The organism is Streptomyces luteireticuli, assembly GCF_041519305.1.
GTDB lineage: Bacteria > Actinomycetota > Actinomycetes > Streptomycetales > Streptomycetaceae > Streptomyces > Streptomyces luteireticuli.
Genome location: NZ_CP167927.1, coordinates 5,406,589 through 5,429,674, shown reverse-complemented (window position 1 = coordinate 5,429,674; position 23,086 = coordinate 5,406,589). Strand labels below are relative to the sequence as shown.

The window sequence follows — 23,086 nt, the reverse complement described above, 5'->3', positions numbered from 1 at the left end:
CCCCGGTCCCGCCCTTTCACCGTTTCTTCCGGGGGAGACCCCCGGACCCCCATTCGCCCTTCGGGCGAAGTCCTCAAGCTCCCCGGAGGGGGCAACCCACCCCGCACTCACCCCACCCGCGGCACCGCCTCCAGCAACCCCCGCGTATACGGATGCTCCGCCCGCTCGTACACCGCATCCGCCACCCCCTCCTCCACCACACGCCCACCCCGCATCACGACCACCCGGTCGCTCACCTGCCGTACCACCGCCAGGTCATGCGCGATGAACACCAGCGCCAGCCCCAGTTCCCGCTGCAACTCCCCCAGCAGCGAGACGACTTGCGCCTGCGTCGTGACGTCCAGCGCCGACACCGGCTCGTCGCAGACGACGACCTTGGGCGACGGGGCCAGCGCCCGCGCGATCCCGACGCGCTGCCGCTGCCCGCCGCTGAACTCGTGCGGATAGCGGTGGTACGCGTCCGGATCGAGCCCGACCCGCTCCAGCAGGTCGCGCACCCGGGCGACGATCTCCTTCTCGCCCAGCCGCCCGGCCACCCGCAGCGGATCGGCGATCGACTCGCCGACGCTGCGCCGCGGGTTGAGCGAGGACACCGGGTCCTGGAAGACCATCTGGAGCTCGCTGCGGAAGGACCGCAGCTCCCGCTCCTTCATGCCTCCGATGTCCCGCCCCCTATACCGCAGTTCACCATCGGTCGGCCGCAGCAGCCGCACCAGCATCCGCCCCAGCGTCGTCTTCCCGCTCCCCGACTCGCCCACGACACCGACCGTCTCCCCGGCCCGCAGGGTGAACGAGACCCCGTCCACGGCGGTGACGGAGCGCCGCCCCCGCCCGAACTCCTGCCGCAGACCGGTCGCTTCGAGCAGCACCGGGCCATCGGAGGAAGCGACCGGCGCCCGCCGCTCCTCCACGCGCGGCACGGCGTCCAGCAGCTCGCGCGTGTACGGCTCGGCCGGCGCGCGGAGCACCTCGCGCACCGGACCGCGCTCCACCGCGCGCCCGCCCCGCATCACCAGCAGCTCGTCGACGCTGCCCGCGGCCACCCCCAGGTCATGGGTGACGAGGACGAGCCCCATGCCCGTCTCCTCGCGCAACTCCCGCAGCAGGCCCAGGATCTGTGCCTGCACGGTGACGTCCAGCGCCGTCGTCGGCTCGTCCGCGACGAGCAGCCGCGGCGCGCAGGCCACGGCCATGGCGATCAGGGCCCGCTGCCGCTGGCCGCCGCTGAACTCGTGCGGACGCGACCGCGCGCGCCGGGCGGCGTCGGGGATGCCGACCCGGTCGAGCACCTCGACGGCCCGCGCGCGGGCGGCGCGCCGCGAGACGCCCCGGTGGTGGACCCGGTGGACCTCGGCGATCTGGTCGCCGACGGCCTGGTAGGGGTCGAGCGAGGAGAGCGGGTCCTGGAAGACCATGGCGGCCACGCCGCCCCGTACGCGGCGCAGCTCCGCCTCGTCCGCCGCCGTGACGTCGTGCCCGGCGACCCGTACGGTGCCGGTGACGTCCGCGCCCGTGCCGCGGTGCAGCCCGAGCAGCGCGTAGGCGGCGGTGCTCTTGCCGGAGCCGGACTCGCCGACGATGCCGAGCGCGCCGCCGGGGGCGAGCGAGAAGGAGAGGTCCTCCACGGCCCGCACCGGCGGCCCGCCGGCCGACGGGAAGGAGACCGACAGCCCCTCCACCGATACCAGGGACTTCGCGGTCATCGCAGGGCCACCCTCCGGTCGGCGACGGCGTACAGCACGTCCGCCACGATGTTGGCGATCGCCACGGCGGCACCGGTGACCATCACCAGTCCCACGACGACCGGCAGGTCGATGGTCTGTGTGGCGTGCACGAGCAGCTGCCCCACGCCCGGCAGACCGAACATGGTCTCCGTCAGCATCGCGTTGCCGAACATCGACCCGAAGTCGGCGGCCGTCAGGGCGATGACGGGCGCCAGGGCGCCGCGCAGCGCGTGCCGCCCGACGATCGCCCGCTCGCCCACGCCGTAGGCGCGGAAGGTGCGGACGTGGTCCTCGGCCAGCGTCTCCAGCAGCGAACTCCGCGTCATCCGCGCGTACTTCGCGGCCTCCAGGAGCGCCAGCGCGAGGCAGGGCAGGAGCAGGTTCCAGGCCCACTGCTCGGGGTCGTCCACGAGCGGCACATACGTCGGGAACGGCAGCCACTCCAGATAGGCGCAGAACAGCATCAGCAGCCCGATGCCGCTGATGAAGACGGGCGTGGCGGTGCCGGCCAGGGTGATCCAGGTGAGCACGCGTTCGGTGACGCCGCCGCGCCGCAGGACGGACAGCAGCCCGCTGCCGATGCCGATGACCAGCCACAGGACCATGGCGCCGGCCGCGAGGGAGGCGGTGGCGGGCAGCCGCTGGACGATCAGGTCGGTGACGGGCTGGTCGCTCTGGAAGGACAGTCCGAGGCAGGGCGCGTCGCAGTGCCGGACGCCGGTGCCGGTGGAGTAGTCGTGCCCGGTGACGATGCCGGTGAGGAAGTGCCAGTACTGGACGTACACCGGCTGGTCGAGGCCCAGTTGGGCCCGGACCTGGCGGACCTGCTCGGGGTCGCACTTGGGCCCGCAGGCCAGCCGGGCCGGGTCGCCGGGGGCGAGGTAGAAGGTCGCGTAGACGACGACGGACAGCACGAGGAGGACGGCGAGCACGCCGAGGAGACGGCGCGCGACGTAGGAGATCACGACGAGCCCCCCTTACGCGTACGACGCTTGCGCCCCACGCGCAGCCGCGACGCCTCGCGCGGGTCGAGCGCGGCGCGCACGGTGTCCCCCAGCACGGTGAAGGCGAAGGTGGTGACGAAGAGCATCAGGGCCGGCAGGACCACATACAGCGGGTCCGCGCGGAACCAGGTGGTGGCCGAGGACAGCATCTGGCCCCAGGACGGGGTCGGCGGCTTGATGCCGACGCCGAGGAACGACATGGACGCCTCGTTGAGCATGTTCTGCGGCAGCATCACGGCCGCGTAGGTGATCACCGGCGCGGCGAGCCCGGGCAGCAGCTCGCGCCGGGCGATCCGCCAGGTGGAGGCGCCGGAGAGCCGCGCGGCCGAGACATAGTCGAGCTTGAGCAGGCCGAGCGCCTGGGCGCGCACGAGGCGGGCCATCGCGCCCCAGGCGATCAGTCCGATGACGACGACGAGCAGCAGCGGGCGCGGGAAGTCCTCGGGGGCGACAGCGGTCACGGCGATGGCGAACACCAGCAGCGGCAGGGCCACCATCACATCGGTGAGGTGGCCGAGCACGCTGTCGGCGAGCCGGTTGCCGAGCGCGGCGGCCAGGCCGACGACGACACCGATGAGGACCTGGACGAGCGTGGCCCCGACGGCGACGGCCAGCGAGACGCGGGCGCCGTAGAGAAGTCGTACGAACAGATCGCGCCCGGTGCCGGGTTCGACGCCGAGCCAGTGCTCGGCACTGATCCCGCCGAACGGTCCGACGGGCACGCCGCCGCGCGCGGAGTCGACGAGGCCGTCGTGGTACGTGGTGGGGTCCTGGCCCTCCAGCGCCGCGAACAGCGGCGCGCCGAGGGCGAGGACGACGAGCAGGCCGAGGACGGCGGCGGCCGCGAGCGCCGCCTTGCGGGCGCGGAGCCGCCGCCAGACCTGGCGGGCGCCGGAGGCGGGGGCCGCGGCCCCCGCCTCGGTGCCGGACGGGCCGGACGGAGCGGTGAGGAGCTCGGTCACTTGACCGCGACCTGCGAGACGTCGAGGACACCGGTCCAGTCGCTGATGACGACGTTCTTGACGTCCTTGCCGTAGAGGCGCTTGTAGACCGGGTGGAACAGCGGGACGGTCAGGGCCTGTTCGCCGATCTTCACGTCCAGGGCGCCCCAGCGCTTGGCGGCGGCGTCATGGTCCGTGATCTTGTTGATGGCGTCGATCTCGTCGTTGACCTTGGAGTCGTCCAGCCGGCCGGAGTTGAAGTTGTAGCCGTCCTTGACGATCTGGCGCCCGTCGAAGATCGGGGCCAGGAACGGGCCGCCGGACGGCCAGTCGGCGCCCCAGTGGCCGAGGAAGAGGCCCGGCTGGTCCTTGACGCTGTGGATCTTGTCCTCGTAGGCGTTGTCCTCCAGGCCCTCCAGCCTGACCTTGAACCCGGCCTTGTTCAGGGCCTCCTGGACAGCCGTGGCCACGTCCGGGCCGGTCTCGAAGTTCGCCGCGGTGGAGTGGGTGAGGGTGATCTCCAGCCCGTCCGGGTGCCCGGCCTCCTTCAGCAGCTCCTTCGCCTTGTCCGGGTCGCCGGTCTTCCCGGCCGGGAAGTGGTCGTACGGCGTGTAGCCGAGCGGCTTCTGGTTCGGCAGGAAGGTGGTGGCCGGCTCGGCGAGCGAGGAGCCGCCGGCGGCGTTGACGACGCTGGTGCGGTTGATGGCATAGGCGACGGCCTGCCGCACCTTCGGGTCGTCGAAGGGCTTCGACTCGGGGTTGAACGCGAGGTAGTTGGTGTAACCGAAGTGACCGGTGCCGACCCGCGAGGCGAGCTTCTTGTCGTTGGTGACCTGGGCGAGCTCGGCGGGGCCGAGGTTGGTGTCGGTGGTCACCGCGGCCGCGTCGGCCCCGGAGCCGGTGGACAGCCGCTGGTTGATGACGGCCGGGGAGAGGCCGGAGCGGACGTCGATGGTGTCGGGGTAGGCGTGCCGCTCCTTGTCGGTCGCCTCCGACCAGTGCGGGTTGCGCTCCAGCAGCAGGCGCTCGCCGTCGCCGGTGTTCCTGACGACCTTGTACGGGCCCGAGGAGACGGGGTGTTCGGCGTACTTGGCGCCGGTGTCCTTCGCCTTGGGGACGGGCGCGAACTGGGTGGAGGTGGCGAGGTAGGGGAAGTCTCCCTCGGACTTGCGGAGGTGGAAGACGATGGTCCTCGCGTCCGGCGTCTCGATCGAGTCCAGCCCCTTTCCCGTCTTTCCGTCGGACGCAGCCTTGTAGGGGCCCTGGTAGTCCTGCCCGCCGATCAGCCAGTCGCGCAAGTAGGGCCCGCCGCCGGAGAGTTCGGCGGCGAAGGAGCGCTCGATGCCGTACTTGATGTCGGCGCTGGTGATGGGCGAGCCGTCCTCGTACGTGAGGCCGTCCTTGAGACGGTACGTCCACACCTTGGCGTCGTCGCTGGGCTTGCCGGTGTCGGTGGCGAGGTCGGGGACGACCTTGGTGCCCTCGGCGCCGTTGGCGCGGTGGCGGGTGGTCAGGGTGCGGAAGACCAGCGAGGGGACGTTGCCGCCGCCGGAGGTGTAGAGCCGGGCGGGGTCGAACTGCTTCTGCGGCGCTCTGTTGAGGACGGTCAGCGTGCCGCCCTTCTTCGGCGCGCCGCCGGCCCCGTCGGCACTCCCGGCGTCACCGCCGCCGTCCTTGGGGCCGCAGGCCGCGGCCCCGGTGACGACGGCGACGACGAGGGCGGCCACGGCGACGCGGCGGCGGTGGGCGGACGGATGGCGCATGACGGCACATGCCTTTCGCGGGAGCGGGGAGAGAAAAGAGGCGTCCGGGACAGGACGCACCCGCGGAAGGCGGCGGAGGAGGGCGCACGGAGCACACGGGACCGCCCCGGCGGGCGCGGCGCACGGAAGCGGCGCGCGAGGAACTGCGCGGGGGAAAGCGGGGAAAGGGGGAAGAGGCGGTCTCTAGCGACAGTGGATGTCGGCGACGGCGTGCGCGGCCACACCGATCAGCGCCAGCTCGAAGCCGGCGTGCTCGTAGGTGTGGTGGTGGCGCGACATGCAGAGCAGCCTGAACGAATTTTCGGCCGCTGACAAAGGTGTCCCGGAATGCGAGACGAAATGTCCCGCATTCCGGGAAATGATCAACGTCCCGGATAGGGCCAGGGGTTGGGGCGGCAGGTCGTCCCGTCCTCCGCCTTGAGGAACTTGGTCTGCTGCATCATCACCGGGGCCAGCGCCCCGGACTTCGTACAGGTCTCGTGGTTGTGCCCGAGGCGGTGGCCGACCTCGTGGTTGATGAGCATCTGCCGGTACTCGTGCATCCGGTCGCCGTAGGTGTCGGCGCCCTGCGCCCACCGATAGGCGTTGATCATGACGCGGTCGGTGGCGGCGGAGTCGCAGGAGACGTTGTCCACGGTGGTGTCCAGATCCGACTTGGCGCACCAGCGCGCCGTCGTCCCCGGGCTGGCGAGGGTCACCACGAAGTCGGCCGGGCCGGAGGAGACACGCTCGAAGGTGCGGGCGCCGCCGTGCCCCCAACTGCGGTCGTCGTTCAGGGTCCGGTGGACGGCGGTGGCGAACAGCGCGCCGTCGAGCGGCAGTCCCTTCTCCACGTCAACGCGGAAGCGGAGGACCTCACCCTTTCCGGGGGCCTTGTCGCGGCCCGGGACGGCCGCGAACTCCCCCGATCCCTTCGCCCCCTTGTCCAGCGGGTACTTGCGCGCCATCTTCTGGTCGTACGTGGCCGGCGCCACGGCGCCGCCGTTGGGCGTCGGCCGGCTGTCCGACCGGGAAGCGGCGTCCGGCCCGTGCCGCCGGTCCGCGTCCTGGGTACGGGCCTGCGCCTTGCTCTCCGTACCGTCCTCGACCTGGCCGGCCACGATCACGGCCAGTACGGCGGTCACCACCGCGGCGGCCACCCCGGTGACCGTCCGGCCCATGCCCCCGCCGGCCCGGTGCGCCCCGCCCGGCGAACCGCCGCGCGCGCCGCCGGACCGCCGGGCGCCCCCGTCCCCCGCCGGGGCGGGCGGGGGGTCGGCGGGCGGCGGTCCGGCCTGCCGCCCGATGACGCCCCAGCCGATGGCCGGACCCCGCACCGCGGACCGGCCCACCGGCTCCCAGGGCTCGGTCCGGAGGGAACCCCGCGCCGCGGAAGGGGGGACGACCGGGATCTCCCCGGTGGCCTCCCGTTCCGCCTGGGGGGCACGTGCGCTGTGTTTACCCACGGGGCGTGGCGCTCCGTTCCGACGTCGTGACGGTGTCGACGGTGTCCGCGAGGAGTTCGCGGACGGCACGGGCCACCGCGTCCGGGTCCTCCATCATCGCGACGTGGCCCGAGCCCAGCAGGGTCAGCAGCCGCGCGTCGCGGAACGCCCTGCCCGCCCGGCGGGCCATGCGGTACGAGACGAGGCGGTCGCGCGTTCCGTACACCAGCAGAGTAGGGGCAAGGACGCGCTCGGCCTGCCGCCACAGCGAATGCTGACCGCCCAGGGTGTACGCGTCCACCACCCCGCGGGCCGAGCGCGCCATCACATCCCAGAAATACGGGAGCTCCAGCCTTCGCTCGTACTCCTCGACCGCGCGCGCGAACCCCTCCGGTGTCACCCGTTGGGGGTCCCCGTAGCAGAGGGCCAGCAGTTCACGCGTGCGCTGCTCCGGCGTCCAGTCCCGGGTCAGCCGGGCGAAGAGCGGGACCATCCCCGGGACGGCCATCAGCGCGGTGGGCCACGCCGTGCGCTGCGGCCGCAGCTCCGGCAGGGCGGGCGAGACGAGGGTCAGGGTGCGCACCAGATCGGGGCGGACGGCCGCGACGCGGGTGGCGATGGCCCCGCCCATCGAGTTGCCGAAGAGGTGCACCGGCCCGCGGCCGCCCGCGTCGAGATGGCGGATGACCACCCGTGCGTACGCGGTGATGGAGTGGTCGCCGTCGTCGGGCGGCGGCGCGTCGCCGAATCCGGGCAGGTCGACGGCCTCGCAGTCCAGCTCGTCCGCGAGCAGGGCCATCAGCGGCGACCAGTTCTGCGACGAGCCGCCGAGGCCGTGGACGAAGAGCGCGGGCTCGGCCCCCGGAGCGGCCGGCGGCCGGTACCGCACGGTGAGCGTCGCTCCCGGCAGGGGCGCCGTGCGCACCCGTTCCCCCTCGTCGACCTGCGCGGACGGCACGGGCGGCACCACGGGCACGGCGTGGGCGGCCGGCGACTCGGTCTCGGACATGCGGGCAATGTTACGAGACGATCACGCCGGAAACCCCTGTGGTGGCCGTCACAGATCGCCTGGCGGTCCGGGGCCGGACCTCCTAGGCTCATAGGCAGGAACACGAGGGCGCTCATCCTGGATGCCGTGGAGTTGCAAGGGATGACGAAAGGGATTCGCATGCCTGTCGATCCGACCGACCCGGAGACCTTCGAGGACGAGGAGGACGGCACCGTCCAGCTCGATGTCGAGGCCCCCGAGGCGGACGCGGCCGAACAGCACGCCGACCTGGCCCCCCACCGCGACGAGGACCCGGCGGCCGACGGCCCGGAGGCGAACGAGGCGGACCGCGCCGAGCAGGCCCGGGTCGTGGAGCTGGACGAGGACGACTACCGGTGACGGGCGCGTCCGGCGGGGCGGGCCGGGCAGGCCTGTGGGAATTGTCTGATTTTTGTGGGCTTCCCACAGCGTCCGCCCGGTGAAATTCTCCTCTCCGGCCACGCACGGTCCGGTTACCCAAAAGTACGATGGCGGGCGCGGTGCACACCGTGCTTGAACACACATGGGAGGCGGCGTGACAGCCATCGAGCAGACCGAGGCGCGCCCGCGGGGCACGCGCCTGCCGCGCCGAGCCCGACGCAACCAGCTCCTGGGCGCCGCCCAGGAGGTCTTCGTCGCGCAGGGGTACCACGCGGCAGCCATGGACGACATCGCCGAGCGCGCCGGCGTCAGCAAGCCGGTCCTGTACCAGCACTTCCCCGGCAAGCTCGACCTCTACCTGGCCCTGCTGGAGCAGCACTGCGACAACCTGCTCCAGGCGGTGCGCACGGCGCTGGCGTCCACGTCGGACAACAAGCAGCGCGTGGCCGCCACGATGGACGCCTACTTCGCCTACGTCGAGGACGAGGGCGGCGCCTTCCGCCTGGTCTTCGAGTCCGACCTGACCAACGAGCCCGCCGTGCGCGAGCGCGTGGACCGCGTCTCCCTGGCCTGCGCCGAGGCGATCAGCGAGGTCATCGCCGAGGACACCGGCCTGGCCAAGGAGGAGGCCATGCTGCTGGCCGTCGGGCTGGGCGGCGTCTCCCAGGTCGTGGCCCGCTACTGGCTCTCCAGCGGCAGCACCGTCCCGCGCGGCACGGCCGTCCAGCTGCTGACCTCGCTGGCGTGGCGGGGCATCGCGGGCTTCCCGAAGAACGGCGACGGTAACTGACCCCGTACCCCGGCTGTTCGCTGCGAGCGTGTACGGCCGGGGCCCGGTGCCCCTGGGCAGCGGGCTAATGTGTGGACCGTACGGCGCGGCTCGTCCGCGCACCTCTCCCCCGGGGCCACACACCGTGGGGACCGCACACCTTCGGAGGGACAGTAGCCGTGGAGGTCAAGATCGGCGTGCAGCACGCGCCCCGCGAGATCGTTCTGGAGAGCGGTCAGTCCGCCGAGGAGGTCGAGCGCGCGGTCGCCGACGCGCTCGCCGGCAAGGCGCAGCTGCTCAGCCTGACGGATGAGCACGGCCGCAAGGTCCTGGTCCCGTCCGACCGGCTGGCCTACGTGGAGATCGGCCAGCCCGCCATCCGGCGGGTCGGCTTCAGCACGCTCTGAGCGGTCGACGACTACGGAAGGGCCCCGGTGCGCGGTGCACCGGGGCCCTTCCCATGTCCGCCGACCGCCGTTGCCCGACGGTGACTTCGGTGACCGGACCGTCGTGCGGAGCAGGGTTGCCCGGGGTGGTCAAGGGGTAAGACCGCTACGACCGTTTTGCACCTGCTGCCGGTCCGCGGTACGGGAGGGAAGACCGACATGATCTTCTGGGAAGCGCTGGGCTCGGTGCTCATCGGCCTCGCCGTCTCCTATGGAGCCCTGCGCTGGCTGCCCGCCCGCCTCGGGCGGTTCGGCTCCCGGACGCTGGCCCTGGGCACCGGCCCGGTGGCCGCCCTCTTCGGCGCCCTCCTGGCGCACTCGGTCCTGGGCCCCGGCCACTTCGCCGGCACGCTGGCCGCGGCGCTGGTGCTGTCGGTCGCCCTGCTCTCCCTGCTGCTGCGCCCCGCCGCGGGGCCCTCGGGCCCGCCCCGCCGCTCAGCCACGGCCTGAGGCGGACCCCGACGGGGCCCCGGTGATACGGCGTGCGCCGCCCGCGCGGATCAGGCGGCCAGGCCCAGCGCGGCCATCCGCTTGGTGTGCGCCTCGGTGATGCGCGAGAACATCTTCCCGACCTCCGCCAGGTCGAAGCCGTCGGCCACCCCGCCCACGAGCATCGTCGACAGGGCGTCCCGGTCGGCGACGACGCGCTGCGCCTGCGAGAGCGCCTCGCCCATCAGCCGCCGCGCCCACAGCGCCAGCCGGCCGCCGACCCGCGGGTCCGCCTCGATGGCGGCCCGGACCTTCTCGACCGCGAATGTGGCGTGGCCGGTGTCGTCGAGGACGGCGAGCACCAGGGCCCGGGTGTCGGAGTCCAGCCGGGCCGCGACCTCCCGGTAGAAGTCACTGGCGATCGAGTCGCCCACATACGCCTTGACCAGGCCCTCCAGCCAATCGGAGGGGGCGGTCTGGCGGTGGAACTCGTCGAGCGGCGCCGCGAAGGGCTCCATGGCCCCGGTCGGCTCGGCGTCGACCGCCGCCAGCCGGTCGCGCAGCCGCTGGAAGTGCTGGAACTCCGCGGCCGCCATCTTGGCCAGCTCCGCCTTGTCGCCCAGCGTGGGCGCCAGCTTCGCGTCCTCCGCGAGCCGCTCGAAGGCGGCCAGCTCGCCATAGGCGAGGGCGCCGAGCAGGTCCACGACCGCGGCGCGGTAGCGGGGGTCGGCGGACGCCTGCGCCCAGTCCTGGGCGGCGATTCCGGTGGGTTCTTCGGCAGGGCCTTCTGCGGCCGCTGCGGCCTTGTCGGACGTCTCCATGAACGGAACCATAGCCCGCCGTGGCGTGGACGGAAGGGCCTGGTCAGCCACTCGTCCGAGGCCCTCGGGACGAACGGCCCGGGCACATGTGCGTCTTTCCGGGGTAGAGTGCTATATGGCCAGCCGCGTATTCGGCCGGCCATATCCATGCCGGTTCCTCCGGGAGCGAGTCCCCGGAGCGCCAGCGGATGCCCGGTCGGTGGCCCGATCGGCTTCCACAAAACCGACCGCCCTCCCCGCGGTGCGTACGAGGCGTACGCAGACCAGGAGGGATCCGCTCGCGGCACGTGTGCTCGCGCGAAGGCAGTGGTCCCGCGCCATCCGGCTTCCGGCCGGTGAGTACTCCGGCGCGGTACGTACGGACTCCTCGTACGACCCCCTTCGCCGCCATTCGCCGCGTCTCACAGAAGAGGCAGCACCCTGAACACGCCGGACACTTCCGAGAACCGCACCACTTTCCGAGAAATCGGGATCCTCCCCGAGACCGCCGAGGCGCTTGAGGCCGTCGGCATCGTCCACCCCTTTCCGATCCAGGAGATGACGCTCCCGGTCGCCCTCTCGGGCTCCGATGTGATCGGCCAGGCCAAGACCGGTACGGGCAAGACCCTCGGCTTCGGCCTCCCCCTGCTGGAGCGCGTCGTCGTCCCCGCCGACGTCGAGGCGGGCCGGGCGGAGCCCGGTCAGCTGACCGACACCCCGCAGGCGCTGATCGTCGTCCCCACCCGCGAGCTGTGCCAGCAGGTCACCAACGACCTCCTCACCGCCGGCAAGGTGCGCAATGTGCGCGTCCAGGCGATCTACGGCGGCCGGGCGTACGAGCCGCAGGTCGAGGCCCTCAAGGCCGGCTGCGACGTCGTCGTCGGCACCCCCGGCCGGCTGCTCGACCTGGCCGGCCAGAAGAAGCTGAGCCTCGCGCACGTCAAGGCCCTCGTCCTGGACGAGGCCGACGAGATGCTCGACCTGGGCTTCCTGCCCGACGTCGAGCGCATCATCACCATGCTGCCGGCCAACCGGCAGACCATGCTCTTCTCGGCCACCATGCCCGGCGCCGTCATCTCCCTGGCCCGCCGCTACATGGACCGGCCCACGCACATCCGCGCCACCTCGCCGGACGACGAGGGCCAGACCCACGCCAACATCGCGCAGCACGTCTTCCGCGCCCACTCCATGGACAAGCCGGAGATCGTCTCCCGGATCCTCCAGGCCGAGGGCCGCGACCGCGCGATGATCTTCTGCCGGACGAAGCGGACGGCCGCCGACATCGCCGACCAGCTCCTCCGCCGCGGCTTCGCCTCCGGCGCGGTCCACGGCGACCTCGGCCAGGGCGCCCGCGAGCAGGCGCTGCGCGCCTTCCGCAACGGCAAGATCGACGTGCTGGTCTGCACCGACGTCGCCGCGCGCGGCATCGACGTCGACAACGTCACGCACGTCATCAATTACCAGTCCCCCGAGGACGAGAAGACCTATCTGCACCGCACCGGCCGCACCGGCCGCGCGGGCAAGTCCGGCACGGCCGTCACCCTGGTCGACTGGGACGACGTCCCGCGCTGGAAGCTGATCAACAAGGCGCTGGAGCTCGGCTTCGACGAGCCGGAGGAGACGTACTCCACCTCCGCGCACCTGTTCGAGGCGCTGAACATCCCCGCCGGGACGAAGGGCACCTTGCCCCGCTCCGAGCGGACCCGGGCCGGGCTCGCGGCGGAGGAGATCGAGGACCTCGGCGAGACGGGCGGCCGCGGTGCGGGCCGGGGCCGTGGCCCCAAGGCCGCTCCGGCCGCCGCCGAGGAGCGCCCGGAGCGGACGCGGACGCCGCGGCAGCGGCGCCGGACCCGCGGGGGTACGGCGCTGGACGCGACCGTGCCGACGACGACACCGGTCGCCGACGAGGCCCCGGCCGTCGCCACCGCCGTGGAGACGACCGCAGTGGAGACGACCGTCACGGAGACGACCGCTCCCGAGACCCCGGCCCGGCCGCGGCGCCGTCGCCGGACGCGGAACACGGCCGCCGCGCCCGTCGAGGCTCCCGTCGCCTCCGCCCCCGTGAAGAGCCCGGAGAAGAGCCCGGAGCCCAAGGCGGCTCCGGCCGCTCCGCGCCGCCGCGCCGCCGCCGTACCGGTCCAGGCCCCGCCGGCCCGCCGGGCGCCCGTGCGCCGGGTCGCCGCGCCGGTCGAGCCGGTGGCCGAGGTGGGCTTCGAGACGGTCGAGGCCGCCATCCTGCGTCAGGCCGCCGCGGCTGCGGCAGCGGCCGCCACCAAGACGGTCGAGCCCGTCGTGGCCGTCGAGCCGGCGAAGGCCGAGGCCGAGACCCAGCCGAAGCGCCGCCGGGCCGTGAGCAAGGCCACCGCGCCGGTGGAGGCCGTGGAGGCCGCGGCCGTGCCGGAGGCGGAGGAGAAGCCCAAGCGCCGCCGCGTCGTCCGGAAGGCCACCGCCGAGGTCACCGCCGATGTCACCGCCGAGGCCACCGAAGCCGTGGAGACCGCGGCCGTGCCGGAGGCCGAGGAGAAGCCCAAGCGGCGCCGGGTCGTCCGGAAGGCCACCGTGGAGGCGGCCGAGGCACCGGAGGCCGCCCAGGTCACCGAGGTCGTCGAGGAGAAGCCGAAGCGGACCCGCACGGCCAGGAAGGCCGCCGCGGCGGTCGAGACCGCCGAGGGCGCGGAGCCCGAGGCCAAGCCCAAGCGGACCCGCACGGTCAAGAAGGCGGCCGCCGAAGGCGAGGCCGAGGTCAAGCCGAAGCGGACCCGCACCGTCAAGAAGGCGGTCGCGGAGGCCGCCGAGCCGGCCGCCGAGACCCCTGCCGAGGAGAAGCCGAAGCGCCGACGCGTCGTCAAGAAGGCCGCCGCACCGGTGGAGACCGCCGAGAGCGCGGAGCCGGCGGAGGCGGAGGCCAAGCCGAAGCGCCGCCGGGTGGTCCGCAAGGCGGCGGCACCGGCGGAGGCCGAGGCCACGGCGTAGCGGTTCCCAGCCCTGCCCCATCGCGCTCGCGCGGTGGGGCAGGGCTGCGCCGCGTTAGCCTCGGGGGCATGAGCAGGCCGCCCTTCCTCACCTTGCCCGGGTGCGCGCACGCGTACCGTCTCGCCACCGCCCGGGGGGAGTTCGCCGTCCACGACGCACGACCGGAGGGCGGGGGCCGGCCGCGCGGCACCGTGCTGCTGGTCCCGGGGTTCACCGGCAGCAAGGAGGACTTCATCGCCCTGCTGGAGCCCCTGGCACGGGCCGGTGTGCGGGCCGTCGCCGTGGACGGCCGGGGCCAGTACGAGAGCCCGGGTCCGGACGACGAACGCGCCTATGCGCTCGACGAGTTGGCGCTGGACGTGCTCGCCCAGGCGGATGCCCTCGGCGACGGGCCGGTGCATCTGCTCGGCCACTCCTTCGGCGGTCTGGTCGCCCGCGCGGCCGTGCTCGCCGACGCCCGCCCGTTCCGCTCGCTCACCCTGATGAGCAGCGGCCCGGCGGCGGTCGGCGCCGAACAGCGCGACCGCACGCGGCTGCTGATCCACGCTCTCGCGGAGCTGAAGCTCGACATGGAGAGCGTGTGGCGGGAGAAGGTGCGCCTGGACGGCCCGGAGGCGGCGCAGGACGCGTTCCACCACCGCCGCTGGACGGGCACGAACCCGGCCCAACTGGTGGGCGCGGGACGTCAGTTGATCGAGACGGCCGACCGGACGGCGGAGCTCGCCCGCACGGCGCCGCCCAAGCACGTCCTGTCCGGCCAGGAGGACTTCGCCTGGCCGGTGCCGGCGATGGACGCGATGGCCGCCGCGCTGGGCGCCCGCCGCACGGTGATCGCGGGGGCGGGCCACTCCCCCGCCGCCGAGCGGCCCGGCCCGACGGCCGCCGCGCTGCTCGCCTTCTGGGACGCGGTCAGTCCGGCGGACCCGACGTCACGGTGAAGATGCCGCCCTCGTGGTCGCAGAGCGTGGCCTCATGGCCGACCACGGACAGGCCGGGCTCGGCGGCCACCGAGCCGCCGGCCAGGAGGGCCGCCTCGACCGCCTTCTCGACGTTGTCGACGCGGAAGTAGACGTGCCAGCGCGGCCGGACCTTGGGGTCGGGGGCGGCCTCGACGCCGCCGCCGCGCAGGCAGGCCACCGTGTGTCCGCCGACGCTCACCAGCACCACGTCGTCCTCGTAGCCGACGTCGGTCTCCTGGCTCTGGTCCCACAGGAAGATGCCGCTGTAGAAGAGCGCGGCGTCGAAGCAGTCGCGGGTGCGCAGCTCCAGCCAGGCGGGGGCGGCGCCGCGGCCGATCCGCCAGTCGCGCAGGACCCGGCCCTCCCAGAAGCCGAAGACCGCCCCGGCCGGGTCGGCCGCGAGGGCGGCCCGGCCGGGGCCGAAGGCGAGCGGGCCCACCGCGACGGTGCCGCCGCGCTCGCGCACCCGCGAGGCGACCGCGTCGGCGTCGTCCACGGCGAAGTAGCAGGTCCAGGAGACGGGGACGCCCATGGTGCGGGCGACGTTGCCGAGGCCGGCGACGGCGCGGTTGCCGGAGAGCGCCACGCAGAAGTCCTCGCCCAGCGAGCCGGGCCGGAAGGTCCAGCCGAGCACCGCTCCGTAGAACTTCTGCGCCGCGGTGAGGTCGGCGGTCTGCAGGCTCACCCAGCAGGGCGTCCCCGGCCGCGCGTGCTCGGTAGCGGCCATGGCCGATCGCCTCTCTCCTGTGAACGCTGTGACGCGTGCGGTGCTCCAGCCCACCCGTAGCCAGGGAACCGCATCCGGCTCAGAACTGCATCCGCAGGTGGTCCCAGAAACCGTCCCGCACGGCACGGCGCAGATCGGCGTGGCCGCGCAGGGACAGCCCGAGCAGCCCCTCCGCCTCGACGAGGAGTTCCTGGTCCACCGCGCCGGGCAGATAGGGGTGGCCGGGCAGCAGGTCGGCCAGGGTGTCGCGGCCGCGGGCGCCCAGCCACTGGGCGGCGACGCGGGCGCCGACGAAGCGGACGTCCTCGCGGGCGGGGACGGGTCCGCGGTGCGGGGCGGCCTCGGAGAGCGGCTCGTAGGCCGCGCGCCGGCTGACGTAGGGCTTGCAGAAGTCGAGGTCGAAGGTGCGCTGGCTGTCCACCTCCCACAGCAGCGGCTCGGCCTGGTTGCGTCCGCCGACGGCCTCGATGCCCCAGAGGTGGATGCGGGCGCCGTAGCCCTGGGCGGCCTCGACGGCCGAGACCAGGTCCTCGTCGCCGCCGATGAGGACCGCGTCGCTGATGGCGCGGTGCCGGGCGAGGGACTCCAGGTCGGTGCGGATGAGGGAGTCGACGCCCTTCTGCTGGTTGTTGGCGTTGAGGTTGCCGAGCCTGACCTTGACATCGGGGAGTTCGGCGATGCCCTGCTGCTCGGCGGTGTGGATGCGGCGGCGCGCGCCGTCGTACCAGTAGACGCGGAGCAGCCGGCTGTCCGGGAAGATCGTGCGGGCCTTGTCGATGAAGGCCTCGATCAGCCCCTCGGCGTCGAGTTCGAAGGCGCGCCGGTCCTCGGTGCCGGCGACCAGGCGGCCGGCGGCGGCGTAGACGTAGCCCGCGTCGGCGAAGACGGCGTGGGTGGAGGGGCGGGTGGCGACCTCGGCGAGGACGCGGGTCAGCAGGGCGTTGGTGCGCTCGATGCCCGCGACGATCGTGGCGAGGTCGGGGGCATCGGGCTTGGCGTCAGGCAGGTCAGGCAGGTGGTGCGGGTCATTCATGGGGGCTCGCTCATCCGGTGGTCACGTGGGGTGGGGGGACGTCCGGTCGCCGGTCACTTGCCGGTTACTTATTAGTCAGGTTAAAAATTTCCTTAGCGTAGGGAATGTTTGACATAGGCACCTCGTTGGACAGTGTGTGGACGCGCCGCAGTGCCGCGGCGCGCTTCCTCGAGCTCTGTGAAGTTCTCCTCAGGAGGATCGGACGAAGGGAGAAGCCGTGCGCTTCGAGATCATGCGCCTGGACGACATCGACGGCACCGCCGTCGACAGCACCGTCGTGGACGCCGCCTCCGTCAACCGGATCGTGATGCAGGCCGCTTCGATCGGCCAACGCCTCTACATCCGCCCTGCCGACACCGCGACCCGGTGACGCGCTAAAGGGTACGCATGCCGCGGCCCGGCAGGACGCGGAACGCCCCCGTACGGAACAGCCGTACGGGGGCGCTTCGCGTTTCCGGTGCCCTACTTGTGCGTGATCACCTGAGTGATGCCGTTGATGATCTGCTGCACGGCGAGCGCGGAGAGCATCATGCCCGCGAGACGGGTGACCAGCACCACACCGCCGTCCTTGATGACCTTGATGATCAGCAGCGAGTAACGCATCACCAGCCACAGCACGATGTGCATGGCGGCGATCGCGCACCACACCGAGACCTGCGCGGTCACCGAGTCCGCGCGCTGCACCGCGAGGATCACCGAGACGATCGCCCCGGGACCGGCCAGCAGCGGCATGCCGAGCGGAACGAGCGCGACGTTGACGTCCTTGGTCTGCTTCGGCTCCTCGGACTTGCCGGTGAGCAGGTCGAGCGCGATCAGCAGCAGGAGCAGCCCGCCCGCGATCATCAGGGCCGGGGTGGTGATGTGCAGGTAGTCCAGGATCTGCCGGCCGCAGATGCCGAAGACGGTGATGACACCGAAGGCGACGGTGGCCGCCTGCCAGGCCATGCGCCGCTGGACCTTGGCGGGGCGGCCCGAGGTCAGGGCGAGGAAGATCGGGGTGATGCCGGGCGGATCCATGATCACGAACAGGGTGAGGAAGAGGGATCCGAAGACAGCGAAGTCGAACACGGTAGGGCCTTGCGTGTGGTACCGGGCGGGGAAGGTGGTGAGGAGGTGCGGTGCCGGAACGGCGCGCGGAGGCGCGCGAAGGCCCGGACACCGTCGAAGGGGTGCCCGGCCCGCGCGGATGGCCTCGCGAAGGGGTGCGGGATCAGCCGCCCGCGCCCGGAACGGGGAACGCGCCCGTCGCGCGGCGCGTGATCTCCCCGTAGATCTCCGGGTCGGTGGTGAACTCGCCGAGTTCACAGGTCTTGTTGCGGCCGTGGTAGTCGCTGGAACCGGTGGTCAGCAGACCGAGGTCGGCGGCGAGGCCGCGGAGCCGGGCGCGGGTGGGCCCGTCGTGGTCCATGTGGTCGACCTCGACGCCGTCCAGACCGGCCGAGGCCAGCTCGGCTATCGCGCCCTCCGGCAGGACCACGCCGCGCTTGACCGCCATGGGGTGCGCGAGCACGCTGACCCCGCCGGCGGCCTTGACCAGGCGGACGGCCTCGAACGGGTCGAACTCGTGCTTCTCGGCGTACGCCCGGCCGCCGTTGCCCAGCCACTCGGGCGTGAAGGCGTCCGAGACCGAGCCGATCACGCCCAGCTCGACCATGGCGGTGGCCACGTGCGGCCGGCCGACGGCCCCGCCGCGGGCCAGCTCCGCGACCCGCTCCCAGGTGACCGGCACGCCGAGCTCGCGCAGCCGCGCGACCATGGCGCGGGCCCGGGGCTCGCGGCCGTCGCGGACGAGCTCGCGCTCGCGGGCGAACTCCGGCTCCGCCGGGTCGAAGAGGTAGGCCAGCAGGTGCACGCCCACGCCGCCCAGGCGGCAGGAGAGTTCGGCGCCCGTGACGAGGGTGAGGCCCGGCGGCAGTGCCGCGATCGCCTCCGCATACCCGCCGGTGCCGTCGTGGTCGGTCAGCGCGACGACGTCCAGGCCCGCGGCGGCCGCGTTGCGGACCAGCTCGGCGGGGGTGTCCGTACCGTCGGAGGCCGTGGAGTGGGTGTGCAGGTCGATGCGCACGACACGGGCCTCCCAGCACTGAACGTCGACGGGATCGGACGGGACCGGTTCAGGATAACGGTCGCCCGCGGACGCTCCCGCGCGGTCAGGGCGCGACGATCCGCGGGGACAGCGCCCCGCAGGGCACCAGGTCCACCTCGGCGCCCGCGTCCCGGAGGTCGGTGATGACCAGCTCGTCGTACATCAACAGGCTTGACGGCTCGGGCCAGACGACGGCCCACAGCCACAGCCCCCGCGCCTCGCCCGCGAAGACCGCCCGGTCGCCGGGCACCCCCTCCACATGCCACAGGGGGGTGGGCCGCCCGGCCGCGAGGACCTTGGCGTGCGGGGCGCGGTCGACGCTCATCAGGGGGCCGGGGTCCGGGCCGTCGATGCCCGCGTACCGCGCACCCAGCCCCACCCCCAGCTCCTCGGCGATCAGCAGCAGCTCGCCCGGGCCGCCCAGCGGGCCGGGCCCGGAGCAGGCGACGGCGGTGGCGCGGCCCCCGTTGCGGTCGTCCCCGGCGGCGACGACCCCGGTGAACAGCCAGCCGACCGGCAGCGGCCAGGGCATCCAGACGGGGACCCGGGACCGGTTGACGACAACGGCGAGCGCCTCGACGCTCGGCGGGACCACGGGCTGCAGAGGGTGCACCGTTCCGTGCGCAGCGCACTGCCAGGAGTCGGCGAAGAGTCCGGGCGCTCGCACCCGGCCACCGCACTTCGGGCAACTGGGTTCGCCCCTCATAACTTCCAACGGTCCTCCGCGGCCGCCGTCGCGTCAAGGACGATCACTCGTCCGGAGGGCGGCGTCCGGGACCCGGCGGAACACCCGTCCCCCAGGGCCGGTGTCACCCCAGCGGCACGCCCCCGCGCAGCGGGTCGCGGAGGTCCGTACCGTGCCGCAGCCAGCGCTCCTCCAGCGCGGCCGCGCCCTGGACCCGTTTCCACGCCGCCTCGTTCGGCGTCATCGGCAGGAGCGGAAGGAAGCGCACTGGGTCCATCGGGGCGTCGAGCTCCAGGTCCTCGACCAGCCCGCCGGGCTCCGCGACGAGGACGGAGGTGAAGGGGGCGCCCGGCCACAGCGGCTCACCGGTGTCGAGCGAGGCGCCGGGCGCGACGACGAGCCCCTCGACCTGGGGGGAGGCGGCCAGCACGGCGAGGGGGCGCAGCACCTTGTCCGTGCCGGCGCGGCCGGGGCGGACGGTGAGGACGAGTTCGGCGCGGGGACCGCGGACCGGGTCGGCCAGCGGCGAGGTGGGATCCGTCATCGGCTGGGCGGACATGCCGAGAGTGACGTAACGCACTACGTGTTCCCCGGAGTTGCCCTCCCCCGGCCCGGTGAAGCGCAGGACCTCGATCCGGTCGGCGCCGAGGAAGGTCACCGCCGCGCGCGCGTCCGGCTTCCCGAAGGTGGTGTGCAGCCTGGCCTCGACCAGTGCGAGAACGTCCGACATGCGCCCGAGCATAGAACGTGTATCGAACAGGCAAAGCGGGGGCTTGACGTGTCGGGCGGCTGCTAGCCTTGGCCTCTGGTCAGGGAGTTACGTCCGTCCCTCAGCGGGGACCGGCCGGAGGAGGTGGGGCTGCGGTGGATCCTAGTCGACCGTGCAGTACCGACAGTTCTCCCGTCCCTCCGCTCCGGACGCGCGCTTTGTGAACTAGAAGCGGGCCTTCCGCCCCGCCGGTCTCCGCACCGGCCTCCTGGAAGTCCTTCCGCGCCCACGGCAGTTGACGGGAGAGCGCTGCCCTCACACGCCCTCCTGCAAAGCCCTCTGCGAGTTCTCCGCGAACTGCCGCCAGTCGCACGCACCGCACGGAGCGCGGTCCGCCGCATGGACGTCCGTCCGCCTGCCCCTGCCGACAGGCCTTCGTACGTCCCCGTCGCGGACCGCGGCGCCGTACGTCCCGGCCGGCGGCGGCCCGTGAATGGAGCCAGTCATGTCGATGATCCGTGACCTGCGTGCCGCCGTCCGCCCCGCCCTGCGCAAGGGCGGGACCCCGTACGAGCCGTACGCGTGCAACGACACCACCCGCGACCCGTCCACCAGCAGCGCGGTGGTGGACTGTGCCGTCTATCACGAGGGGCAGCGGGTGAGCGCGCCGTGCGGGCCGGCGGAGGCCATGCGGCGGGTGCGGGCCGAGGGCGGGTTCGCCTGGATCGGGCTGCACGAGCCCACGGAGCAGGAGTTCGCGGGCATCGCCCGGGAGTTCGGGCTGCACCCGCTGGCGGTGGAGGACGCGGTCCACGCCCACCAGCGGCCCAAGCTGGAGCGGTACGACGACACCCTGTTCACGGTCTTCAAGACCATCCACTACGTCGAGCACGCCGAACTCACCGCCACCAGCGAGGTGGTGGAGACCGGCGAGGTGATGTGCTTCACCGGCGAGGACTTCATCATCACCGTCCGGCACGGCGGCCAGGGCTCGTTGCGGGCCCTGCGGCACCGGCTCCAGGAGGACCCTCAGCTGCTGGCCAAGGGGCCCTCGGCCGTTCTGCACGCCATCGCCGACCAGGTCGTGGACGGCTACATAGCGGTCGCCGACGCCGTGCAGGACGACATCGACGAGGTGGAGATCGACGTCTTCTCCGACCCGGGCAAGGGGTCCCGGCGGGGCGGCGACGCGGGCCGGATCTACCAGCTGAAGCGGGAAGTGCTGGAGTTCAAGCGGGCGGTGACGCCGCTGATGCGGCCGATGCAGCTGCTCAGCGAGCGGCCGATGCGGCTGGTGGACCCGGACATCCAGAAGTACTTCCGGGACGTCGCCGACCACCTCGCCCGGGTGCACGAGCAGGTGGTCGCCTTCGACGACCTGCTCAACTCGATCCTCCAGGCCAACCTCGCCCAGGCGTCCGTGGCGCAGAACGAGGACATGCGCAAGATCACCTCCTGGGCGGCGATCTTCGCCGTGCCCACGATGATCGCGGGCATCTACGGCATGAACTTCAAGTACATGCCCGAGCTGGGCTGGAAGTACGGCTACCCCACCGTCATGGTCGTCACGGTCGCGATCTGTGTGACCATCCACCGCGGCTTCAAGCGGAACGGCTGGCTGTAGCGGGCTCCTTCGTCCCTGCCGTCCCTGCCGTACCCGCCGTCCCTGCCTCCCTGCGATCGGCCAGGATCACCAGGGCCAGACCCCCGACGATCACCGCCAGGGCGGGATACGCCGCCACCGGCGGTGTCTGCCCCAGCCAGAGCGCGGCTATCAGCGCCGCACCCGGGGTCTCCAGCAGGATCGCCGTCGAGGTCACGGACGGGCCCAGGCCCTTGACCACCCGGTTGATCAGGGAGTGGCCGAGCAGCTGCGCCGTGACCGTCAGCAGCACGAGCTTGCCCCAGGTGCCCCCGTCGTACCCGGCGAGGGAGGCGCCGGACACCAGGCACGCGGCGAGCAGCAGCACCGTGGTGGTCGTGTAGCAGATATAGGTGTACGGGACGGTGCCCACCGTCCGGCGCACCTCCGCGCCCAGCAGGACGTACCCGGCGGCCGCCATGCCGCCCGTCAGCGCGAGGGCGTCGCCCGCCAGGGCGCGCGGCGAACCGGAGAGGTCGACGCCGGTGAGGAGGACCACGCCGAGGAAGGCGAGGCCCGTGCCCGCCCAGACCAGGGCCGGCCGGCGGCGGCCGCCGAGCCGCATCAGGACCGCCGTCCATATCGGAGTGGTGGTGACCAGCGCGGTCGAGGACGCCACCGAGGTCATGGACAGGCTCGGCAGCCACACCCCGAAGTGCACGGCGAGCAGCGCCCCGCTGGCCACCGCGAGCAGCCCGGCCCGGCGGCCGACCGCCCGCAGCTCCGCGCGGTGGCGCAGCAGGACGAGCGGGGTGAGCGCGCCCACCGCCATGGCGTTCCGCCAGAAGGCGATGGCGAGCGCGGGGGCGGCGGTGACGGAGGCGATCAGCGGTGCGGAGAGGGCGATCCCGGAGACGGCGACCAGCAGCAGGACGAAGTCGAGGCGGACACCGGCGGGAGAGGCGGCGGCCTCGGACGGCCCCGCCCCTCGTCGGCGGGCCTGCTGGGTACGGACATCGCTCACCGCTCCAGCCTAGGCCCAAGGGTGGCTCTGCGTAACCGGGATCATGGGCGCATGGGCGGACGTACCGGCGCGTGCCCCTAGAGTTGGGCGCATGACGCAGACGCTGGCGCTGATCGAAGAGGCCACGAAGAAGTCGGGCCTCCTCTGGGTGCAGGGCCCGACGGGGCCGAGCCGTGCCCTGTGGCACGTCTGGCACGACGGTGCGGCCCATCTCGTCGGCGGCCCCGGCGAACAGCCCCTCGACGGCCTCGGCCTGACCGACGGCTGCACGGCGACCGTGACCGTCCGCAGCAAGGACAAGGGCGGCCGGCTGGTGGCCTGGACCGCGCAGGTGACCGAACTGCCGCCCGGGGACGAGGCGTGGACCGGAGCGGTCGCCGAGCTCAAGGGCAAGCGGCTGAACGCCGTGGACTTCGGGACGCTGGAGGAGCGGTGGGCCCGCGAGTGCCGGATCCTCCGCCTGGAGCCGACGGGCTCGTCGGAGCCGCTGCCCGACGCGTCGCTGGCGGCGGTGCCGCTGCGGACGCCGGCGACGACGCGCCGCCCGATGCCGGCGGCGCTGCCGCGGCTGCTGCGCCGCGGCCGGGGGAAGTAGCCCCC

General features: G+C 73.1%; 24 protein-coding genes. 9 read left to right on the top strand and 15 right to left on the bottom strand.

The genetic code is table 11. The features are described 5' to 3' along the window. Positions 1–107 precede the first annotated feature (107 nt). From AB8735_RS24430 to AB8735_RS24400, 7 genes are all read right to left on the bottom strand, one after another. On the bottom strand, positions 108–1,703 hold the full coding sequence (locus AB8735_RS24430) for a dipeptide ABC transporter ATP-binding protein (RefSeq protein WP_372409383.1): 1,596 nt from the start codon (positions 1,701–1,703) through the stop codon (positions 108–110). Then, positions 1,700–2,689 carry an ABC transporter permease gene (locus AB8735_RS24425; protein WP_344020121.1) on the bottom strand — a complete coding sequence of 330 codons (990 nt, stop codon included), beginning with the start codon at positions 2,687–2,689 and terminating at the stop codon, positions 1,700–1,702. Before AB8735_RS24425 ends, AB8735_RS24430 begins: the two co-directional genes overlap by 4 nt. Further along, on the bottom strand, positions 2,686–3,690 hold the full coding sequence (locus AB8735_RS24420) for an ABC transporter permease (RefSeq protein ID WP_344020123.1): 1,005 nt from the start codon (positions 3,688–3,690) through the stop codon (positions 2,686–2,688). The genes AB8735_RS24425 and AB8735_RS24420 overlap by 4 nt, the downstream gene beginning before the upstream one ends. After that, on the bottom strand, positions 3,687–5,432 hold the full coding sequence (locus tag AB8735_RS24415; RefSeq protein ID WP_372409381.1) for an ABC transporter substrate-binding protein: 1,746 nt from the start codon (positions 5,430–5,432) through the stop codon (positions 3,687–3,689). Before AB8735_RS24415 ends, AB8735_RS24420 begins: the two co-directional genes overlap by 4 nt. 183 nt (positions 5,433–5,615) lie before the next feature. Further along, positions 5,616–5,711: an Ms4533A family Cys-rich leader peptide gene (locus tag AB8735_RS24410; protein WP_338399801.1), complete on the bottom strand. Its 96-nt coding sequence runs from the start codon at positions 5,709–5,711 to the stop codon at positions 5,616–5,618. Between the two features lie 83 nt (positions 5,712–5,794). After that, positions 5,795–6,877: a DUF3152 domain-containing protein gene (locus AB8735_RS24405; protein WP_344020128.1), complete on the bottom strand. Its 1,083-nt coding sequence runs from the start codon at positions 6,875–6,877 to the stop codon at positions 5,795–5,797. Further along, complete coding sequence (locus tag AB8735_RS24400) at positions 6,870–7,865, bottom strand: alpha/beta hydrolase (protein WP_344020130.1); 996 nt, start codon at positions 7,863–7,865, stop codon at positions 6,870–6,872. The genes AB8735_RS24405 and AB8735_RS24400 overlap by 8 nt, the downstream gene beginning before the upstream one ends. 159 nt (positions 7,866–8,024) lie before the next feature. Here AB8735_RS24400 and AB8735_RS24395 point away from each other — a divergent pair, with 159 nt between their 5' ends. From AB8735_RS24395 to AB8735_RS24380, 4 genes are all read left to right on the top strand, one after another. Next, on the top strand, positions 8,025–8,243 hold the full coding sequence (locus AB8735_RS24395; protein WP_344020132.1) for a hypothetical protein: 219 nt from the start codon (positions 8,025–8,027) through the stop codon (positions 8,241–8,243). Positions 8,244–8,418: 175 nt separating this feature from the next. After that, positions 8,419–9,054 (top strand): TetR/AcrR family transcriptional regulator, encoded by a 636-nt coding sequence (locus AB8735_RS24390; RefSeq protein WP_344020134.1) that lies wholly within the window; start codon positions 8,419–8,421, stop codon positions 9,052–9,054. Between the two features lie 158 nt (positions 9,055–9,212). Further along, positions 9,213–9,440: a DUF3107 domain-containing protein gene (locus AB8735_RS24385; protein WP_344020136.1), complete on the top strand. Its 228-nt coding sequence runs from the start codon at positions 9,213–9,215 to the stop codon at positions 9,438–9,440. A gap of 198 nt (positions 9,441–9,638) precedes the next feature. Continuing rightward, positions 9,639–9,929 carry a hypothetical protein gene (locus AB8735_RS24380; RefSeq protein WP_344020138.1) on the top strand — a complete coding sequence of 97 codons (291 nt, stop codon included), beginning with the start codon at positions 9,639–9,641 and terminating at the stop codon, positions 9,927–9,929. Positions 9,930–9,979: 50 nt separating this feature from the next. On the opposite strand, the gene AB8735_RS24375 is transcribed toward AB8735_RS24380, so the two are convergent. Next, entirely contained in the window at positions 9,980–10,729 is a 750-nt protein-coding gene (locus AB8735_RS24375; protein ID WP_344020140.1) for a ferritin-like fold-containing protein, read from the bottom strand. Positions 10,730–11,266: 537 nt separating this feature from the next. On the opposite strand from AB8735_RS24375, the gene AB8735_RS24370 reads away from it, so the two are divergent. Both AB8735_RS24370 and AB8735_RS24365 read left to right on the top strand, forming a co-directional pair. Then, positions 11,267–13,681, top strand: a complete 2,415-nt coding sequence (locus AB8735_RS24370) for a DEAD/DEAH box helicase (protein WP_372409378.1) — start codon at positions 11,267–11,269, stop codon at positions 13,679–13,681. Positions 13,682–13,749: 68 nt separating this feature from the next. Then, positions 13,750–14,619 carry an alpha/beta fold hydrolase gene (locus AB8735_RS24365; RefSeq protein WP_372409376.1) on the top strand — a complete coding sequence of 290 codons (870 nt, stop codon included), beginning with the start codon at positions 13,750–13,752 and terminating at the stop codon, positions 14,617–14,619. Here AB8735_RS24365 and AB8735_RS24360 read toward each other — a convergent pair. Both AB8735_RS24360 and AB8735_RS24355 read right to left on the bottom strand, forming a co-directional pair. Further along, positions 14,591–15,367 carry a VOC family protein gene (locus AB8735_RS24360; RefSeq protein WP_372409375.1) on the bottom strand — a complete coding sequence of 259 codons (777 nt, stop codon included), beginning with the start codon at positions 15,365–15,367 and terminating at the stop codon, positions 14,591–14,593. The genes AB8735_RS24365 and AB8735_RS24360 overlap by 29 nt on opposite strands. Positions 15,368–15,446: 79 nt before the next feature. Continuing rightward, positions 15,447–16,400 carry an NYN domain-containing protein gene (locus tag AB8735_RS24355; RefSeq protein WP_372409373.1) on the bottom strand — a complete coding sequence of 318 codons (954 nt, stop codon included), beginning with the start codon at positions 16,398–16,400 and terminating at the stop codon, positions 15,447–15,449. Between the two features lie 217 nt (positions 16,401–16,617). Here AB8735_RS24355 and AB8735_RS24350 point away from each other — a divergent pair, with 217 nt between their 5' ends. Further along, the gene (locus AB8735_RS24350; RefSeq protein ID WP_344020150.1) at positions 16,618–16,770 is read left to right on the top strand and encodes a hypothetical protein; all 153 of its coding nucleotides are present in this window, start codon (positions 16,618–16,620) and stop codon (positions 16,768–16,770) included. Positions 16,771–16,862: 92 nt separating this feature from the next. Here AB8735_RS24350 and AB8735_RS24345 read toward each other — a convergent pair whose 3' ends face one another. The 4 genes from AB8735_RS24345 to AB8735_RS24330 form a co-directional block, all read right to left on the bottom strand. Next, entirely contained in the window at positions 16,863–17,468 is a 606-nt protein-coding gene (locus AB8735_RS24345) for a MarC family protein (RefSeq protein ID WP_344020152.1), read from the bottom strand. Positions 17,469–17,610: 142 nt separating this feature from the next. Continuing rightward, complete coding sequence (locus AB8735_RS24340) at positions 17,611–18,465, bottom strand: PHP domain-containing protein (protein ID WP_344020154.1); 855 nt, start codon at positions 18,463–18,465, stop codon at positions 17,611–17,613. 85 nt (positions 18,466–18,550) lie between these two features. Further along, positions 18,551–19,192: a DUF6758 family protein gene (locus AB8735_RS24335; RefSeq protein ID WP_344020156.1), complete on the bottom strand. Its 642-nt coding sequence runs from the start codon at positions 19,190–19,192 to the stop codon at positions 18,551–18,553. A 103-nt stretch (positions 19,193–19,295) separates the two neighbouring features. After that, a complete protein-coding gene (locus tag AB8735_RS24330) occupies positions 19,296–19,901 on the bottom strand; it encodes a suppressor of fused domain protein (protein WP_372409370.1) in 606 nt (201 codons plus the stop codon). Between the two features lie 484 nt (positions 19,902–20,385). Here AB8735_RS24330 and corA point away from each other — a divergent pair, with 484 nt between their 5' ends. Beyond that, positions 20,386–21,504, top strand: coding sequence for a magnesium/cobalt transporter CorA (corA, locus tag AB8735_RS24325; protein WP_372409368.1), 1,119 nt, complete (start codon positions 20,386–20,388; stop codon positions 21,502–21,504). On the opposite strand, the gene AB8735_RS24320 is transcribed toward corA, so the two are convergent. Next, entirely contained in the window at positions 21,482–22,486 is a 1,005-nt protein-coding gene (locus tag AB8735_RS24320; RefSeq protein ID WP_372409367.1) for a DMT family transporter, read from the bottom strand. The genes corA and AB8735_RS24320 overlap by 23 nt on opposite strands. 91 nt (positions 22,487–22,577) lie before the next feature. On the opposite strand from AB8735_RS24320, the gene AB8735_RS24315 reads away from it, so the two are divergent. Continuing rightward, on the top strand, positions 22,578–23,081 hold the full coding sequence (locus AB8735_RS24315; protein ID WP_344020165.1) for a hypothetical protein: 504 nt from the start codon (positions 22,578–22,580) through the stop codon (positions 23,079–23,081). The last annotated feature ends 5 nt before the right edge of the window (positions 23,082–23,086 follow it).

Coding starts and splice junctions, on each gene's coding strand:
- AB8735_RS24430 (WP_372409383.1), bottom strand. CDS start 1,703: ATGACCGCGAAGTCCCTGGTATCGGTGGAGGGGCTGTCGGTCTCCTTC.
- AB8735_RS24415 (WP_372409381.1), bottom strand. CDS start 5,432: ATGCGCCATCCGTCCGCCCACCGCCGCCGCGTCGCCGTGGCCGCCCTC.
- AB8735_RS24410 (WP_338399801.1), bottom strand. CDS start 5,711: ATGTCGCGCCACCACCACACCTACGAGCACGCCGGCTTCGAGCTGGCG.
- AB8735_RS24400 (WP_344020130.1), bottom strand. CDS start 7,865: ATGTCCGAGACCGAGTCGCCGGCCGCCCACGCCGTGCCCGTGGTGCCG.
- AB8735_RS24395 (WP_344020132.1), top strand. CDS start 8,025: ATGCCTGTCGATCCGACCGACCCGGAGACCTTCGAGGACGAGGAGGAC.
- AB8735_RS24380 (WP_344020138.1), top strand. CDS start 9,639: ATGATCTTCTGGGAAGCGCTGGGCTCGGTGCTCATCGGCCTCGCCGTC.
- AB8735_RS24375 (WP_344020140.1), bottom strand. CDS start 10,729: ATGGAGACGTCCGACAAGGCCGCAGCGGCCGCAGAAGGCCCTGCCGAA.
- AB8735_RS24370 (WP_372409378.1), top strand. CDS start 11,267: ATGACGCTCCCGGTCGCCCTCTCGGGCTCCGATGTGATCGGCCAGGCC.
- AB8735_RS24365 (WP_372409376.1), top strand. CDS start 13,750: ATGAGCAGGCCGCCCTTCCTCACCTTGCCCGGGTGCGCGCACGCGTAC.
- AB8735_RS24360 (WP_372409375.1), bottom strand. CDS start 15,367: ATGGCCGCTACCGAGCACGCGCGGCCGGGGACGCCCTGCTGGGTGAGC.
- AB8735_RS24355 (WP_372409373.1), bottom strand. CDS start 16,400: ATGAATGACCCGCACCACCTGCCTGACCTGCCTGACGCCAAGCCCGAT.
- AB8735_RS24335 (WP_344020156.1), bottom strand. CDS start 19,192: ATGAGGGGCGAACCCAGTTGCCCGAAGTGCGGTGGCCGGGTGCGAGCG.
- AB8735_RS24330 (WP_372409370.1), bottom strand. CDS start 19,901: ATGTCGGACGTTCTCGCACTGGTCGAGGCCAGGCTGCACACCACCTTC.
- corA (WP_372409368.1), top strand. CDS start 20,386: ATGTCGATGATCCGTGACCTGCGTGCCGCCGTCCGCCCCGCCCTGCGC.
- AB8735_RS24315 (WP_344020165.1), top strand. CDS start 22,578: ATGACGCAGACGCTGGCGCTGATCGAAGAGGCCACGAAGAAGTCGGGC.